Source organism: Paludibacterium flexuosum, from assembly GCF_037076605.1.
Classification (GTDB): Bacteria; Pseudomonadota; Gammaproteobacteria; order Burkholderiales; family Chromobacteriaceae; genus Paludibacterium.
The window spans coordinates 2,648,234-2,665,562 of the sequence record NZ_AP029060.1 but is presented as its reverse complement, the minus strand read 5'-3'; the positions used below and the strand labels follow the sequence as shown (position 1 = coordinate 2,665,562).

Annotated in this window: 11 protein-coding genes; 8 read left to right on the top strand and 3 right to left on the bottom strand. The window is 62.0% G+C overall.

All coding sequences use genetic code 11. The annotated features are described in order from the left end of the window. Positions 1-59 precede the first annotated feature (59 nt). The 6 genes from AACH39_RS12635 (at position 60) to AACH39_RS12610 (ending at position 9,649) form a co-directional block, all read left to right on the top strand. Positions 60-2,501, top strand: a complete 2,442-nt coding sequence (locus tag AACH39_RS12635; protein WP_338620203.1) for an N-6 DNA methylase — start codon at positions 60-62, stop codon at positions 2,499-2,501. After that, positions 2,492-3,709 carry a restriction endonuclease subunit S gene (locus AACH39_RS12630; RefSeq protein WP_338620202.1) on the top strand — a complete coding sequence of 406 codons (1,218 nt, stop codon included), beginning with the start codon at positions 2,492-2,494 and terminating at the stop codon, positions 3,707-3,709. Before AACH39_RS12635 ends, AACH39_RS12630 begins: the two co-directional genes overlap by 10 nt. Further along, entirely contained in the window at positions 3,706-3,876 is a 171-nt protein-coding gene (locus tag AACH39_RS12625) for a hypothetical protein (protein WP_338620201.1), read from the top strand. The genes AACH39_RS12630 and AACH39_RS12625 overlap by 4 nt, the downstream gene beginning before the upstream one ends. 78 nt (positions 3,877-3,954) lie before the next feature. Then, the gene (locus tag AACH39_RS12620; protein WP_338620199.1) at positions 3,955-5,826 is read left to right on the top strand and encodes a DUF262 domain-containing protein; all 1,872 of its coding nucleotides are present in this window, start codon (positions 3,955-3,957) and stop codon (positions 5,824-5,826) included. After that, positions 5,823-8,933 carry a type I restriction endonuclease subunit R gene (locus AACH39_RS12615; RefSeq protein ID WP_338620197.1) on the top strand — a complete coding sequence of 1,037 codons (3,111 nt, stop codon included), beginning with the start codon at positions 5,823-5,825 and terminating at the stop codon, positions 8,931-8,933. Before AACH39_RS12620 ends, AACH39_RS12615 begins: the two co-directional genes overlap by 4 nt. Further along, positions 8,933-9,649: a SprT family zinc-dependent metalloprotease gene (locus AACH39_RS12610; RefSeq protein ID WP_338620196.1), complete on the top strand. Its 717-nt coding sequence runs from the start codon at positions 8,933-8,935 to the stop codon at positions 9,647-9,649. The genes AACH39_RS12615 and AACH39_RS12610 overlap by 1 nt, the downstream gene beginning before the upstream one ends. Before the next feature lie 269 nt (positions 9,650-9,918). On the opposite strand, the gene AACH39_RS12605 is transcribed toward AACH39_RS12610, so the two are convergent. The 3 genes from AACH39_RS12605 to AACH39_RS12595 all read right to left on the bottom strand — a co-directional run bounded on the left by AACH39_RS12605 (position 9,919) and on the right by AACH39_RS12595 (position 13,821). Next, positions 9,919-10,182, bottom strand: coding sequence for a hypothetical protein (locus AACH39_RS12605; protein ID WP_338620195.1), 264 nt, complete (start codon positions 10,180-10,182; stop codon positions 9,919-9,921). A 649-nt stretch (positions 10,183-10,831) separates the two neighbouring features. Further along, on the bottom strand, positions 10,832-13,570 hold the full coding sequence (locus tag AACH39_RS12600) for a DUF927 domain-containing protein (RefSeq protein WP_338620194.1): 2,739 nt from the start codon (positions 13,568-13,570) through the stop codon (positions 10,832-10,834). After that, positions 13,567-13,821 carry an AlpA family phage regulatory protein gene (locus tag AACH39_RS12595; protein ID WP_338620193.1) on the bottom strand — a complete coding sequence of 85 codons (255 nt, stop codon included), beginning with the start codon at positions 13,819-13,821 and terminating at the stop codon, positions 13,567-13,569. The genes AACH39_RS12600 and AACH39_RS12595 overlap by 4 nt, the downstream gene beginning before the upstream one ends. Before the next feature lie 265 nt (positions 13,822-14,086). On the opposite strand from AACH39_RS12595, the gene AACH39_RS12590 reads away from it, so the two are divergent. Both AACH39_RS12590 and AACH39_RS12585 read left to right on the top strand, forming a co-directional pair. Then, positions 14,087-14,389, top strand: a complete 303-nt coding sequence (locus AACH39_RS12590) for a hypothetical protein (RefSeq protein WP_338620192.1) — start codon at positions 14,087-14,089, stop codon at positions 14,387-14,389. A gap of 185 nt (positions 14,390-14,574) precedes the next feature. Further along, complete coding sequence (locus AACH39_RS12585) at positions 14,575-17,103, top strand: SNF2-related protein (RefSeq protein ID WP_338620191.1); 2,529 nt, start codon at positions 14,575-14,577, stop codon at positions 17,101-17,103. The last annotated feature ends 226 nt before the right edge of the window (positions 17,104-17,329 follow it).

Sequence of the window (17,329 nt, the reverse complement as noted above, 5' to 3'; positions counted from 1 at the left end):
ATTAGACCCATCATCTTGGCGTGAACGTCAGGGTGCGCAGCAAAGCAAACGAAACCGCTATGGCCCTCAAAAAATCCGATCTTTATTCCTCACTTTGGGCATCGTGCGATGCCCTACGCGGCGGCATGGATGCCAGCCAGTACAAGGACTATGTCCTGTTCATGCTGTTCATCAAATACATCAGCGACAAATACGCTGACTCCGACGATTTCGCCCCGCCGGTGGTGATCCCCAAGGGCGCCAGCTTCCAGGACATGGTAGCGCTCAAGGGCAAGCCCGATATTGGCGACAAAATCAACACCCAGATCATCCAGCCGCTGATCGACGCCAACAGCCGCCTCGCGCGCAGCGACTTCCCCGACTTCAACGACCCGAACAAGCTCGGCGAAGGCAAGGAGATGGTGGAGCGCCTTTCCACCCTGGTTGCCATCTTCCAAAAGCCTGAACTGGACTTCTCGAAGAACCGCGCTGAGCACGACGACATCCTCGGCGACGCCTACGAATACCTGATGCGCCACTTCGCCCAGGATTCGGGCAAGAGCAAGGGCCAGTTCTACACCCCGTCCGAAGTCAGCCGTGTGCTGGCCAAGGTGCTGGGCATCGCGCCGGACAACACCACGGCCAAGACTACCGCCTACGACCCCACCTGCGGCTCCGGCTCGCTGCTGCTCAAAGTCGCGGCTGAGGCTGGCAAGCACATCACGCTGGAAGGGCAGGAGAAGGACGTCACCACCGCTGGCTTGGCGCGGATGAACATGATCCTGCACGACTTCCCGACTGCCAACGTGCTCAGTGGCAATACCCTCACCAGCCCGAAGTTCAAGGACGGCGAGCAACTGCGCACTTACGACTATGTGGTGGCCAACCCGCCGTTTTCCGACAAGGAGTGGAGCACCGGCCTGACCTTGGGCGAGAGCAGTGCCGGCGATGCCTATCAGCGCTTTACTTGGGGTGTGCCGCCCGCCAAGCAGGGCGATTACGCTTACCTGCTGCACATCATCCGCAGCATGAAATCCAGCGGCAAAGCCGCCTGCATCCTGCCGCACGGCGTGCTGTTCCGCGGCAACGCCGAGGCAGTGATCCGCAAGGCGCTGGTGCAGTCCGGCATCCTCAAGGGCATCATCGGCTTGCCGGCCAACCTGTTCTACGGCACCGGCATCCCGGCCTGCATCCTGGTGCTGGACAAGGAAAATGCCGCCGCCCGCAAAGGCATCATGCTGATTGACGCCAGCCGTGGCTTCATCAAGGACGGCAACAAGAACCGCCTGCGCGAGCAAGACATCCACAAGATCGTCGATACCTTCAACAAGGGCGAGACCGTACCCGGCTATGCGCGCCTAGTGCCGCTCGATGAAATCGCCTCAGACAAGAACGACTACAACCTCAACCTGCCGCGCTATATCGACAGCAGCGAGGCCGAAGACATTCAGGACATCGACGCCCACCTGAACGGCGGCATCCCCGACCGGGACCTGTTTGGCGCAGGCACCGCGCTGGCCGCCTACTGGCAGGTGCTGCCCGGCCTGCGCGCCACGCTTTTCAGCTCGCTGCGCCCAGGCTATAGCCAGCTTGCGCTGCCGCTGGCCGAGGTCAAGTCCGCCATCCTCGGCCACGCCGAATTTGCCGCCTTCAACACGCAAGCCCATCGGCGCTTCGACGCCTGGAAGGCGCGCCAGCTGCCACTGATGCAGGGCCTGAAACCCGGCGACCATCCCAAGGCCTTCATCGAACAACTGGCAGAAGACCTGCTGGCCAGCTTCAAGCCGCTGCCGCTGATCGATGGCTACGATGTCTACCAGCACCTGATGGACTACTGGGTGGAAACGATGCAGGACGACGTATACCTGATCTCTGCCGATGGCTGGGTGGCTAAGCCGGAGCGGATCATCGAGACCGACAAGAAGGGCAAGCAGAAGGACAAGGGCTGGACCTGCGACCTGATCCCGAAGCCCTACATCGTCGCCCGCTACTATGCCGCCGAACAGGCCAAGCTCGACGCCCAACAGGCCGAGCTGGAGGCCGCCAGCAGCCAGCTGGCCGAACTGGAAGAGGAGCACAGCGGCGAGGATATGGCGTTCTCCGGCTTCGACAAGATCAATGCCGCCGAGGTGAAGAGCCGCATCAAGGAAATCGGCTTGGATGCCGACGCCAAGGACGAACTGGCGGTGCTCAAGGCTTGGCTCAAGCTCAGCGAACAGGAAAGCACGCTGAAGAAAACCGTCAAGGCGCTCGACGCCCAGCTCGACCAGCTCGCGCACGACCACTACGCCAAGCTCTCGGTGGATGAAATCAAGACACTGGTGATCGAGGACAAGTGGCTGGTGCGCCTGGCCGCCGATCTGCAAACCGAACTCGACCGCGTGGGCCAGACCCTGACCCGGCGCATCCGCGAGCTGGCCGAACGCTACGCTACACCGCTACCGCAGCTGGTCGAGGACGTGGCCGCGTTGTCGGCCAAGGTGGACGAGCACCTCAAGCGCATGGGGGGGATATGGAACTGAGGCCTGGATTTAAGCAGACTGAAGTCGGAGCTTTCCCCGAGGGTTGGGAAATCACAGAGCTAGGTAAACTATTTTCATTCAAGAATGGTGTGAATGCGGAAAAGCACGCCTATGGCGCAGGCATTCGCTTCATCAATGTTCTTGAAGCAATTAGCTATTCCCACCTGCGGGGTGAGGAAGTTACTGGACGGGTAACGCTCCCAGACTCCGTCGTCGATACATATGCTGTTAAGCACGGAGATGTGCTGTTCAATCGAACATCAGAAACTGATTCCGAGTTGGCGCTAGCTGCGACGTATATTGGAGTTGAGAAAGTTGTTTTCGGCGGTTTCGTAATTCGTGGTCGCCCACTCGGAAAGCAACTTGATCCATTCTATTGCGGGTACGCGCTTCGTGCCCCAGTGTTGAGGTCCCAAATTATCCAAATGGGACAAGGTGCAGTCCGTGCCAACATTGGACAGGAATCTCTGAGTAGGGTTCTGGCTCCCGTTCCTCCTTTGGCAGAACAACGCGCCATCGCCACCGCACTGTCCGATGTTGACGCACTGATCGCTGGGTTGGAAAAGCTGATTGCCAAGAAGCGAGACCTCAAGCAAGCCGCGATGCAGCAGTTGCTCACCGGCCAAACCCGTCTGCCGGGGTTCAGTGGGGCGTGGGAGGTGAAGACGCTTGGTTCGGTCCTCCAGTTCCAGGTGGGCTTCCCATTTGGTTCTGAACATTTCAACGATAAGAGTCAGGGCCTACGTCTTGTGAAGAATCGAGATCTGAAGGCTGACGATCAGATCGTCTACTACTCAGGAAGATACGAGTCCTCATACTTAGTGAATGATGGCGACGTACTTATCGGAATGGACGGCGACTTTATGCCGTGTAAATGGAAACAAGGCCAGGCGCTGCTGAACCAGCGAGTTGGCAGGTTGCGTGCTCTCGCCGGGATTGACCTGATCTTTGCTTACTACTTCTTGATGGCACCACTGAAGGATATCGAGGCGGAGACATCCGCTACAACGGTGAAGCACCTTTCTCATGGTGATATCGAAGGTATCGTCGGGGCGCTGCCGCCTGTAGCCGAACAAACCGCCATCGCCACCGTCCTCTCCGACATGGACGTCGAACTGGCGGCGCTCGAATCCCGCCTCGCCAAAACTCGCGCCCTCAAGCAGGGCATGATGCAGGAACTGCTGACCGGCAGGACTCGGCTGGTATGAGCGCGCTCACACCCAGTGCGGCACTGCTGACCGAGCTCAAGCAATTGATCGACGGGGCGCGTCAGCGCGCAGTGGCCGCTGTCAACGCCGAGCTGACGACCTTGCTGTATTGGCAGGTCGGGCAGCACATTCGCCAGGATATTTTGGTGAGCTGCGCGCTGGACTAGGCGTTCCAAAGGCAGAAAATAGTGTTAGGGCAAAAGCCGTGAGACAGCCAATAAATAACTCAACCTGGAGGACGCGCCTTGAGCGCCATCACACCTCACTATCGTAGCGTGCAGCAGCTGTTGCAGAGCCAGTCTTTCTCGATTGACGAGTACCAACGCGAGTACAAGTGGGAAAAAGAGAACATTGACGAGCTGCTGTCCGACTTGCAAGCCAAGTTCTTCAGCCACTACAAGTCTGGCGATGAGACATCCCAAGTGAGTGGCTATGGCGAGTATTTTCTGGGCTCGATCATCGTCAGCAAGCGCAATGGCAAGAACTATCTGATCGACGGGCAGCAGCGGGTGACTTCGCTGACCCTGCTACTGATTTGCCTGTACCGCCGTGCCAAGGACAAGGGCTTGCCGGTGATCCAGACCGTGGCCCCGCTGATTTTCAGCGACAACCTCGGCCAGCCAAAATTCAATCTCGACATTCCGGAGCGGCTGCCGGTGATCAAGGCGCTGTTTGAAGGTCTTTCCTTCAACCCCGATGGCAAGGATGAGTCTATCCAGACCATGTACGCCCGCTACCAGGACATCGAGGGCAACGACTTGCTGGAGGATCTGGGCGAGGCGTTGCTGCACTTCATCTATTGGTTGATGACCAGAGTGGGGCTGATCGAGATCGCGACCGACAATGACAGCTACGCCTACGCGATCTTCGAGACCATGAACGACCGAGGCAAGCCGCTCAGCCCTGTCGATATGCTCAAGGCGTACTTGCTGGCGCCGATCGAAGACTCTCAGTCGCGTCAGCTAGCCAATCAAACCTGGAAGCAACAGGTACTAGCGCTGATCTCTTGGGCTGGCATCCATGAACCAGAGCGTGATGCGAATTGCATCAAGGCTTGGTTGCGGGCTCAGTATGCGGAAACCACCCGCGAGCGCAAGGCTGGCGCCACCGACAAGGACTGGGAGTTGATTGGGACAGCCTTCCATCGCTGGGTGCGCGACCACAGCGAACAGTTGGGTTTGGGTAAAGCCGAAGCGAATCAGAAGCTGATTTGCGAGAGCTTCCCCTTCTTTGCCAAGGCGTATCGCCGTATTCTGGCGGCAAGCAAGCACTACACCACTGGCTTGGAGGCGATCTACTACAATGCCCATAACGATTTCACATGGCAGAGTACGGTACTGCTTGCTCCGCTGATCGAAACCGATGATGACGAGACGGTACGCCGCAAGTTGGCGGTGACGGCTACCTATCTGGACATCTGGCTGATGCGTCGCGTAGTGAACTACATCCGGGTAGGCTACTCCAGCGTTTCTTATGCGATGTGGTTGTTATGCCGGGATATTCGCCGCAAGTCTTTGCCTGAGCTGGTGGCCATCCTTAGCGAAAAGCTGGCTAATGACGACGTCACTTTCGCGGGTAGCCCTACAAAAGGGCGCATCGGCATTCAAGGCCTAGGCCTTAATCAATTTAGCCGCCGCTATATTTACCACTTACTGGCAAGGTTGACCGCTGCGACCGAGGCAGGATCCGGCGGGATGGATTCGTTCGACAAGCTGGTGGATCGAAGTGCTAAGAACCCTTTTGATATAGAGCATATCTGGGCCGACGATTTTGCTGTGGTAAACACCTTATTTGCCACCGAGCAAGAGTTTCAGGAGTGGCGTAACCATGTGGCATCGCTGTTGTTGCTGCCTGCTGATGTCAACCGCAGCCTGCAAGACAAGCCGTTTGTGCAGAAGCGCCCTCATTATGTGAAGCAGAATTTCTACGCCGCCAGTCTTGATGAGAGCGCCTACATCCATCAACCCCAGTTCAAGCAGTTCGCCGAGAAGTATAAGCTACCCTTTCAAGCCTTCGCGGAGTTTACCAAAGCCGAACAGCTTGCGCGGCGTGAGCTCGTAGCAAGCTTGGTCGATATGATTTGGTCCCCGAGCCGCCTACAGGAGGCTGCAGCATGAGCCATTCACTGCGTCCAGAACGGGTAACCCAAAACCGTGTCATCAAGCTCGTTACCACGAAGGTAGCCGAAGGCGGCCTTGGGTATGACTATCTGGGTGACTGGAGCAAGCGCGAGGGCAACCGCTGTATCGAGGTGGAACGCTTACGCGCCAATCTGAAGAAGAGAGGCTACTCTGATGCCCACATCTCACAGGCGCTGCAGAAGCTGCTGGCGGCCAGCGATGTGACCGGCGTGACGCTGTACCAGGCCAATCTGCGCACCTACCAGTTGCTGCGCTACGGCGTGCCGGTACAGGTGGCGGCAGGCGTGGCGCACGAAACGGTGCATCTGATTGACTGGGAACGCCCGGAGGGCAACGTTTTTGGCCTGGCCGAAGAGGTGACGCTGAAGGGCGGCCACGAGCGGCGCCCGGACATCGTGCTCTACCTTAACGGCATCGCGGTGGTGGTGTTGGAGCTCAAACGCAGCTCGGTCGAGGTCGCTGACGGTATCCGTCAACTGATCACCAATCAGGAAGCCATCTTCAATCAGGGCTTTTTCAGCACGGTGCAACTGGTGCTGGCTGGGAGCGACTCGCAAGGGCTGCGCTACGGCACCGCCGGCACACCGGAGCAGTATTTCGTCGAATGGAAGCATCATCATCAGGGTGAGGTGGTGGCCGGTAGCCTGCTGGACGAGCCGCTGGCGCAGATGTGCGACAAAGCCCGTCTGCTGGACCTGATGCGCAATTTCGTCGTGTTCGATGCCGGCCAGAAGAAGGTGCCGCGCCTGCATCAGTACGAGGGCGTGAAGGCCGCGCAAGAGCGTGTCAAGAAACGCGAAGGCGGCGTGATCTGGCACACCCAGGGCAGCGGCAAGAGCATCCTGATGGTGCTGATCGCCAAGTGGCTGCTGGAGCATGACCCGGAGGCGCGCATCCTGGTCATCACCGACCGTGACGAGCTGGACAAGCAGATCGAGGGGGTGATGAAGAATGCCGGGGTGATCGGCGAGAACGCGCCATCTCCACGCATTACCTCGCGACGCGAGCTGATCGAGAAACTCGGGGCCTCCGCACCGCGCTTGCTCTGTGCGCTGATCCACAAGTTCGATTCCACTGACCTGAAGGGGGAGCCTCCGCCTATCCACGGGCGTTTCTATGTGTTCGTGGACGAGTGCCACCGTACACAAGGTGGTGACATGAACAAGCAGATGAAGCGCTGGCTGTCGTCGGCCGTGTTCATCGGTTTCACCGGCACGCCCTTGCTGCGCAAGGACAAGCAGACCACGCGCGAAGTATTCGGCACCTATATCCACACCTACAAGTTTGACCAAGCCGTGGCCGACAAGGTGGTGCTGGACCTGAAGTACGAGGCACGCGATGTGCCACAGCAACTCACCAACAAGAAGGCGGTGGATGACTGGTTCGAGACCAAGACCAAGGGTCTGAACAACTACCAGAAGTCCATCCTGCGCAAACGCTGGGCGACGATGGAAGAGCTGATGAGCGCCGGCGAGCGCAAGCAGCGCATCATCGCCGACATCATCCACGACTTCGGCGTGAAGCCGAGGCTGAATAATAACCGCGGCACGGCCATCCTGGTGGCGGCGTCGATCTACGACGCTTGCCACTACTACCGGCTGTTCCAGAACACCGGCTTTGGCGATTACTGCGGGATCATTACCTCCTACGAGCCCAACCCGACCGCAATCTCGAAAGAGCCGCACAACAGCGACGAGCGCTATAAGTTCGACACCTACAGCAAGCACGTGCTGGCCAGCGGCCAGACCACTAAGCAGTACGAGGACGAGACCAAGCGCCGCTTCATCGAGGAACCGGCTAACTTGAAGCTGCTGATCGTGGTGAGCAAGCTGTTGACCGGTTTCGATGCGCCGAGCTGCACCTACATTTACCTCGACAACGAGCTGCGCGATCACAACCTGTTCCAGGCCATCTGCCGCACCAACCGTCTGGATGGCGACGACAAGGACTACGGCCATATCGTCGATTACAAGGAGCTGTTCCAAAACGTGCAGAACGCGATCGCGGTCTACACCTCGGACGAGCTGGACATCGACGAAGCCGATGGTTCGGACGGCAATGTGATCCTCAAGGACTGGCTGAAAGAGGGCAAGGAACAACTCGATGCCGCTCGCGAAGCGCTGCGTTACCTGTGCGAGCCTGTGGCCTCACCCAAAGAGATCGAGCAGTACCTGCACTACTTCTGTGGCGATGCCGGCAACCCGGAAGCGTTGAACGAAACCGAGCCTTTGCGCATCACTTTCTACAAAGCGGTGGCGAGCTTTGTGCGCGCCTATGCCGACCTGGTGCAGAACCTGACCGAGGCTGGTTATTCGCAAGCCGAAGCAGAAGCATTGCAGAAGGAAACCGAGTTTTTCAGTGAAGTGCGCGCAGCCGTCAAGAAGCATTCTGGCGAGGAACTGGACGTCAAGCCCTATGAAGCCGACATGCGGCACCTCATCAATACCTACATCCAGGCCGACCCTTCTGATACGTTGGGCAACCTGACCTCGCTGTCGCTTACCGAACTGATCATCGAGACCGGCATTCACGATGCCATCGCCAAGAAGCTCAACGAAAAAGGCAAGCTTTCTCGCAATGCGATTGCTGAAGCGATCATCAACAACGTCCGTAAGACCATCATCCGCGACCAACTGACCGACCCGAAATTCTATGAGGAAATGTCCAAACTGCTGGAGGACCTGATCCAGCAAAAACGTGATGAAACTGAGTCTTACGAACAGTTCTTGCTGAATGCCGAAGCATTGGCGAAAAAGCTGGCCAAAGGGCAGCCTGACGCGGGCGTGCCTGCCGCCCTGCATGGCAATCGCGAGGCCACGGTGTTGTACAACAACTTGGCGGACATCCTCGCGAATGCGGTCGATCCGTTGGTGGTGGCTAAGCCGGCCTCGGAGTATGGTGATGAGCGCCTGCAGCTGGCCTTAGCATTGGATAGCGCTATCAAGGAAGAGGCCCCGGCAGGCTGGAAGGGTGATGAGGTCAAGGAGCGGGTAGTGCAGAACATTATCCACAAGACCCTTGGCAAGGGGCGTGACGCTACGCTCGCGGTGTTCGAAATCGTCACGAACCAGCCGGGTTACTGATGAGCGAGCAGATCCAGCTAGGCGATATCACGATCCTGATGGTGTGCAAAGCCGTCAAGAACGTGCATCTGACCGTGCACCCTCCTGATGGCCGCATCACGCTGGTGGCGCCCATTGGCACGCGGCTGGAAGTGGCCCGTGCCTACGCAATCTCCAAGCTCGCTTGGATTCGCCAGCAGCAGGCAACGCTGCGCGAGCAGGCACGCGAAACGCCGCGGCAGTTTGTCGAGCGAGAGAGTCACTACCTGTGGGGGCGTCGTCATCTGATGCGAGTGATCGAGGTCGAGGTCAAGCCGTCTGTGAAGCTGGACCACAAGCGGATCACCTTGAGCGTGCGCCCTGGCAGTGATGCTGCCAAGCGCGCCGAGGTCATGCATGAATGGCATAAGTCCCTACTTCATGCCGTGGTGCCTGCTCTCATCGCGAAATGGCAGCCCAAGCTTGGGGTGACGGTGTCTGGCTACTTCCTGCAGCGCATGAAGACCAAATGGGGTAGCTGTAACCACAAGGCAGGACATATTCGGCTCAACACCGAACTCGTGAAAAAGCCGAAGGACCTACTGGAGTACGTGATCGTCCATGAAATGGCGCACTTGCTAGAACCCACGCACAGTGACCGCTTTGTGGCGATTTTGGACGAGCATTACCCGACATGGCGGGAGGCTCGGGCGGAGCTTAACGAATTGCCGTTGGCTGCGGAAGTGTGGCGCGAGTGATTAATGGTTTCGCGCTAGTGACCTGCTCCCGGATTTTACACGACGTCCTTCTCCCCTAAACCCGCCACAACCTGCAGCGATTCACCACCTTGCCAGAATTTTTGGCCAGTTCTCCACAAGATTAAAGTCGGACGAATACCTTTCCTGAACAGCGGAACGGAAGCGCGATAGCCGGCAGCGTACAGGTCGACCAAGTGCCACCCGTGCTCAATCCCAACCTCCCCATCCCCCCGGGGGGCTTAACACCCCCCGGCCTCCAGTTGAATGTCCTACTCAGCCATCAACACCGTGCAACCCGCCAATTGCCGCATGGGTATCGCCTGCGGCAGATACAGCCAGCTCTGGCCGTTGACCCTGGCCAAGGACCAGTCGAGCCGACCATCGACGATCAGGCGGCATAGCCCCGGCTGGGACAGCGCTTCACGTGGTGGGCACAGCTCCGAGACCAGCTCAAACAGTGGCAACAAGGGCGGATGCGGTAGACGGCGATTTGTGAAGTGGGACAGGGGTGAATTAACATGCTTGGCAGCCATACTGACTCCTTCGACGAGTTGGTTTGGTTAGCGGGTCCGTCGGTGCGCTAACACCTTCGGGCCCGCGCCTTTTTCACGGCATCATTGCCGCGTCACATACCCTAGCGAAAGCGATGACAGATCCGCAAGTTTGCGCGGTCATCCTTCTGCGGTGCATTGATGCATTGCATCGGTGCATTGGATCGGCGCATTGCCTTCGGCGAATGCACCCTACGTAGGGCGCACTCTTCAAGTGCGCCGTCCTCATTGCATCGGCGTATGAAGCCCCCCATGTTCCCGATGTTTCCAGGCTCGGGAATGCGGTGTACCCGACTGAAACCCTTGCCAGACAAGGCTGTTCCCACCATTCCCGTCGTTCCCGCCCTGTTTGAGCAAGTAAGTAGATAGGGATAGGAGAGGGTTGATTTGATCTGTGATGTAGGTAATTAGTATTTGTATGTATGCTATTATATATTTATATGTATTTGTCATCCTTAAACATCTCTCCCGTAGCATTCCACGTGATCACTGTATCTATTCCCCTCTTTGCCATAAAAAGGGCGGGAACGACGGGAATCACGGGAACCCCCTTATCTGGCAAGGCTTTGCTGGCTTCAGAGCGGTTCCCACTCCTGTTAAAGGCGGGAACCGAACTGACTTCAGCTCGTACTTAGTCCCACACTTTCGGTGTGAGCACATAGAGGTTCACCGGAAACTCACCAAGCCCCGGACAGCGCACTTTCAAGGTGAAACGATCCGGCTGTGAGGTCTTCAACCACTCGCGTTCTGCCATGGCCCGGATCACGGGCTGGGCCGGAAACCCCTTGCACAACTCCTTGCGCATCGCCTCGGGGAAGACGTAGTACCAGGTGCCGTCCTCCTGCTCGCGGCGGAAGCCGACGCGTTGCAGGGTGCGTAGTGGCAGCGGTTCGTCGCCCTCTTCCGGCCAGGGGCTGAAGCGGCTTTCACCGTGCGCTTCCAGAAAGGCCCGCACCTGCCGCAGGCCATCGAGGATATCGCTGTCGCCCTGACCCCCACGCCCTTGCAGCCACAAGGCAAACATCTGGCTGGCGCATTGCTCGGCGGCGCCTGTCGGCCAGCCGGTCAGCTGCCAGTGGCTGGCCAGTTCCCCGGCGCAGGCCACCAGCGCGAACTGACGGGCGACACGCTGGCTCTGCCCTTGTCCCTGGCACTGGCTGCCCAGATGGCGGCTGATCAGGCGTTCACTGAGCTGGTTCAGCAGCGGTTCCACCCGTGCCGGTTCGGCGGCCAGCTGGCGCACCAGGGCACGGCCGACCAGGCCGTGGTGGCTGCGTACCCCTTGCTGCAGCAGGCGCAGGGTGTGGGCGCTGTCCGGCTGGCCGACGCAGTGGTCGAAGACCCCGTGGCCCTGCCCGGCATCGGCCGGCAGGTCGATCAGCCGCACTTCCTGACCACTGCGTCGTGCCTGGCCGATGGTCTGCAGGTGGTCGGCCAGACTCAGCTCGCCCGCCGACAGCAGCAAGACACGCCAGCGCTGCTGGTTGCGCAGGCTGCCGTCGCGCTCGGCACGCGCCTTGCCCTGGCCGTTGGCGATCAGGTAGGCGGCTTCGCTGGCCTGATACGGGGCCAGTTGCGACAGCTCGTCCAGAATCAGCAGCAGGTCGTGGTGCTGGGCGCACAGGCCCTCCAGCCCGTTGCTGGTGCTGCGCCACTGGTGGCGATAGTGGCGCGGATGTCCCCAGACACTGGCGGCGGCCTCCAGCAGGCCGGTTTTGCCGATGCTGGAGCCTCCGAGCAGGTGGAAGCCACTGGTGTCCTGCCGCCAGCGCAGCAGTGGCGCGGCCAGCGCGATGGACAGCACCAGCATCAGCCGGCTATTGCCGAGTGCCAGCGCGGCCACCTGTTGGCGCCAGCCCTCCAGGTCGCCGGCGCTGGCCAGCCGCTGCGGGTCCGCCGGACTGTTCTGTCCCCACAGCAGATCTTCCTGCGGTTCGCCGATCACCTCGTCCGGCAGCACAAAGCACTCGCCATGCCAGCCAAGCCGGTTGGTGATGCGTGCCAGACGCGTGCAGGGGGTGCGCATGATGTAGCTGGCCAGGCGCTCGCGGCTCAGGCGTCCCGGCTCGATATCCAGCCCGCCGCGCGCCAGCTCGCGTACCAGCTCCTGGCCATCGCTGCAGGCCAGCTCTGCCGGCATGGCCCAGCGGTGCAACTGGCCTTCGGCGTCCTGCCAGGTCAGCAGCCGGCCCCATTGGCTGCCGCTGTCATCCCGGGTGCGCGCCAGGATGTAGAGCGGGGCGCAGAGCCAATAGGCCGGTTTTTGCGGGGAAGGCTGCCAGTACAGGCCGGGTGGCTGACCTTCGGTTTGCAGCACAAAGCCCTCGGCCGGTTCGGCGCATGGCGCCGTTGCCTGCGGCGGCGCGTCCGCGGGCGGGTCGCTCGGGGCACCGTCCCCCGCGGACAAAGGCAACAGCCAGATCTTCGGTGCCAGCTGCTGCTGCAGTGCCGCCAGCCCCTGCTGGCGATGCAGGTCGTTGAAGTCGCTCAGCGCCGGGTCGGCGTCCGGGCCGAAATCCGGCAGCAGCACATAGCCGCGCGCGCCGAGCTGCGCCCCCGCCTTGCGCGCGGCCTGCTGGCCGGTACCACTGGCGTCGCGGTCACCGCAAACAAACACCGGCGGGCCGTCTTGGGCCAGCTGGCGTGCCACGGTTTCCAGGTTGTGGGCGTTGAAGGCCACGCATACCGGCAGCTTGCTGGCCTGGTGCAGGCTGCAGGCGGTGGCCCAGCCCTCGCACAGCAGCCAGGCGCTGGCGTCTTCCGCCTGCCCCAGCCACAGCGAGGTTCCGCGTACCTGCCCGCCGGTCAGAAAGCGCTTCTGGCCATCCGGACCGATCAGCTGCAGGTTGACCAGCCGGTTGTCGCTGTACATGGGCAACAGCAGCAGCTGGCGCAGTTGCCGCGCGCCATAGGGAATCATGCGGTGCGACTGCAGATAGCCGTGGCGGGCTTCGACCAGCCGGCTGCGCGACCACAGCGTCTGCGCCTTGTCGGCGGCAGCGGCCTGCTGGCGCTGGCGCAGTTCGCGGTCGGCCAGCAGGGCGGCGTGGCGTTCGCTGGCCAGCTGCGCCAGATCCGGCGCTTTGCCGGCGGTCTCGCTGTGCTGGCGCCAGTCAAAGCCCGCTGCCCTGGCGGCACCGAGCAGGCTGGCGACCGTGACGCCGCCGCCGGGGCGGAAGCTTTTCCAGCTGTCTCGAGCCGCCCGTGCCTGGTAGTTGGGCGCCTGCTGGCTCCACTGGTCCCAGAGGTCGAAGCCGGCATCGCCGAGGGCGGATTTGAGCGCCATGCCCATGGTGATCCACTGGTCGCGCGGTCGCGGGTCGAGGGTGTAGAGGGCCTGGCGCAAGAGTTGGGGGGACGGGGTTTTCATGACTGGGCGGCCCTCTGCTGGTGGCGTTTGTCCAGCCAGGCCCAGACTTGCTCTGCCTGCCAGGTGCTGCGACGCAGACCGAGCGACACCGGGGCAGGGAATTGGCCCTTGCAGATCATGCGCCACAGCGTGGTGCGGGAGAACGGCAGTAAGGCCGGGATGCCACGGCGCGGGCAGCCAATCAGCTGATACAGGCGCAGGAAACCGGTGCGCGGCGGCAACCCGGTATGAATGGTGCGGGATGGCTTCATGCATTCACTCCTTGTCGGTAGAAAATGGCGAAAGGACTTGCCTGATGCGCCTGAATAGGCAAGCGATCGCCGAGTGAATTCCCGCTTGATGCAAATTTACAACATATCCCACACTGTTCCCCGACGTTTCACACTGTTTCCTTCCGTTTCACTGATGATCGCTGGCGCAAATTCCGCGCCGCGCGGGTTTCCGGATGCCGGGATGTTGCCCCTATCCTGCTCAGGCGACGTCGCAGTCTTCATTCACTTTGGAAAGGAAACCAACATGAGTAACGCAAACATTTCTGTCTTCGATCGTCTGAGGCAGGCGCAGGGAAACGCCCACGACCTCATCAGCATGGTGCTGATGCTCAAGCCGGATGGGGTCATGCGCATCGCCCGCCGGGCAGACATGTACCTGACGCTGATTCGCTCGGCGCTGGCACGGCAGGGCGGCAATCTGGAGGTGAAGATCCGCTTTGCCGATGGCGAACAGGACGTGCCTGCCTTCGCGACCCTGGCCGCTGCCGCTGCGGCCGATGGTGGCGTTGGCCAGGGCACTGGCCCAGCCCTGTCCCCTGGCCTCTAGGCCTGATGGTCTAGGCGCACCCCCGCGTCGACCGGCGCGGGGGTGTTTTCCAAGACGCAACAACGCGCAAAGACCGCCCAAGGACGGGGTCAGGTCTTGTATTTTGCACGCAGCGCAAAATACAAGACCTGACCCCGTCCGGAGACTGACCCCGTCCGGAGGCCGGACTGCCCCAAAGGAAACCCATGTTCACCCCCCACCATCGTTGCTACTACGCCCACGAACTCACCCTGCGCGCCGGTGGCCTGCGGCCTGCGCCGCCGGCACCATCGATCGGCTGGCAGTCGCATCAGCTGGCCGCCGCGGGGTGGGCGCTGCACGGCGCGCGGCCCGAGGGGGCGGTGCTGGCGGATGAGGTTGGCCTGGGCAAGTCGATTCAGGCCGGGCTGGTGCTGGCGCAGGGCTGGGCCGAGCGGCAGCGGCGTCTGCTGGTGCTGTGTCCGGCGGGTTTGCGGGCGCAGTGGCAGGCGGTGTTGCGTGAGCGCCTGGCCTTGCCGGCCATGGTGCTGACGCGCGCGCAGTGGCCGCCGGATACCCCCTTGCCGGGGGTGGGGCAGCAGGTGCTGATTCTGTCGTATGGCTTTGCCTGGCGCAGGCGGCACGCCCTGCAGGCGGTGCCCTGGGACTGGGTGGTGCTGGACGAGGCGCACAAGCTGCGTGCGGCGCAGCGCGACGGGCCGGGGCTGGCGGCGGATCTGCGCCGGGCCTTGCAGGGGCGGCGCAAGTTGCTGCTGACCGCCACGCCGCTGCAGAACCAGTTGATGGAATTGTTTGGCGTCAGCTGCCTGCTGTCGCCGTACTGGCTGGGGCCGGAGGCGGATTTCCGCCGGCAGTTTCTGGATCAGCCCGGCACACTGCCGGCCCTGCGCCAGCGCTGGCAGCAGGCGGCGACCCGCACGCTGCGCTGCAGCCTGCCAGCCGCACTGACCGCCCCGCCGCGCCGGGTGCTCACACAATGCGTGGCGGCCAGTGCGGCGGAGCGGGCCTTGTACCAATCGCTGTCGCACTTCATCGCCCAGGCCTCGCCAGCATTGCTGCCCGCGCGTGGCCGCGGCTTGCTCGGCCTGCTGCTGAAGAAGCGGCTGGCCTCCAGCCCGGCGGCCTTGCTGGCGACCCTGCAGCGCCTGCAGCAACGGCTGCGCCAGCCAAACGCCGCCGTTGACGGATTTTGGCAGCAGATGTGGGCACAACAGGGGGACGAGACGCTGGGGCAGGTGCCGACCGATGCGCCACCGCCCGCGCTGTGTCGTGCCGACCGCAGCGCGCTGGCGCGGCTGATGGCTCAGGCACAGTCGCTGGGTGAGGACAGCAAGCTACAGGCGCTGTTGCACTGCCTGGCACAGGGGCTGGCGCGCCTGCGCGCGCTGGGGGCGCCCGACAAGGCGGTGCTGTTCACCGAATCCACCCGCACGCAGGCCTGTCTGGCCCGGCAACTGCAGCAGCACGGCTATGCCGGCCGGGTGATCTGCGTGAATGGCCAGAGCGGCAGCGCCCGGCCCGCCTTGCTGGAACGCTTTCGCCAGCAGGGGCAGCTGCTGATCGCCACCGAAGCCGTCGCCGAAGGGGTGAACCTGCAGTGCTGCGCGCTGGTGGTGAACGTCGACCTGCCGTGGAACCCGCAACGGCTGGAGCAACGCATCGGCCGCTGCCAGCGCTTTGGCCAGCCCTTCGAGGTGGTGGTGTTGAATCTGCTCAGCCCGCACAACCAGGCCGAACGCCGGCTGCTGAGCCTGCTGCAACAAAAGAGCCGCCTGTTCGACACCCTGTTCGGTACCTCGGAAGGGGTGCTGGGCCAGATCGCCCCAGTCGGGCAGCTGGACCACGCCTGGCCGGCGCTGCTGGCCAGCTGTCGCAGCCGGGACCAGATCGAGGCCGAACAGGCACTCCTCCCCGCGGTCAGCGCTGCCGAGGCCGACGCCCTGCTGGCCCCGTTTGACCAGTGCGTCCGCGACCAGCTGCAAGCCCCGCCCGGACTTCGCTGGCCCAGCGACAGCGAGCGAAAGTGGCAGGCGCTGCGCGCCTGGCGCCCCGGCCTGAATGATGAGGCGCTGCTGACCGCCGCCTGTGCGCTGCGCCTGGCGGCGGCCTATGTGCTGCTCGATCACCGCGGCGACGGCGTGCGCCACAGCGAACTGCGCCGGCTGCGCGGCCAGTCCGGCTGGCTGCGCCTCGACCGCCTGCTGCTGGACGACACACTGCGCGACTTGCTGTTCAGCGGCTGCCTCGATGACGGCAGCTGGCTGGACGACACACAATGCCGCGCGCTGTGGCAAGTCCCGGCCCGCTTCAGCGCCCCCCTGCCCGAAGCCCGGCCTCCGCAGGCGCTGGCCAGGGCGGCGGCACGGCAAACCCAGGACTGGCAGGCAGCGCGACAGGCGCAGGACACGCAATGGTTTGCGACAGAACGCCAGGCGCTGGCGCAGTGGGTGACGCAGCAGGTAGCCCCGGCGGAAGCGCGGCTGCGCCGACTGCAGACGGAACGGCGACGATTGCAGCGGGCGGAACGGGATTGTAGAGAAGCGGCAGAACAGGTGCGGTTGCAGCAGGCGATGCTGACGCTGGCAGATTCGGTGCGTGAGGCGCAGCAGGGGCTGGCGGGGTTGGAGGAAGCGCAGGCAGCACGTCGTGCGGCACTGTTAGCGGACTGGCAGCCAAGGCAACGGCGGGCGGTGCGGTGTGAGGGGCTGTGGGTGGTTAGGTGGCGGGTGGGGTGACTGCTCGGCACCTCTGTGGCGCACGAGTAGGGCGCACTCTTCATGTGCGCCGATGTGCGTGTGTGCTCTTGGTGGTGGAGGTGGCTCTTCGGGCGGAGCGGACGTTCGCGAGGGCGGTTCGCTAAGCCTGCTCTGATACAAAAACCGGACACTCACTCCTCTGTTGGGAGAATGTCCGGTTTTATCTTTTGCCAATGGCCGGATTCGACCCAATGCGGAAGTGGCC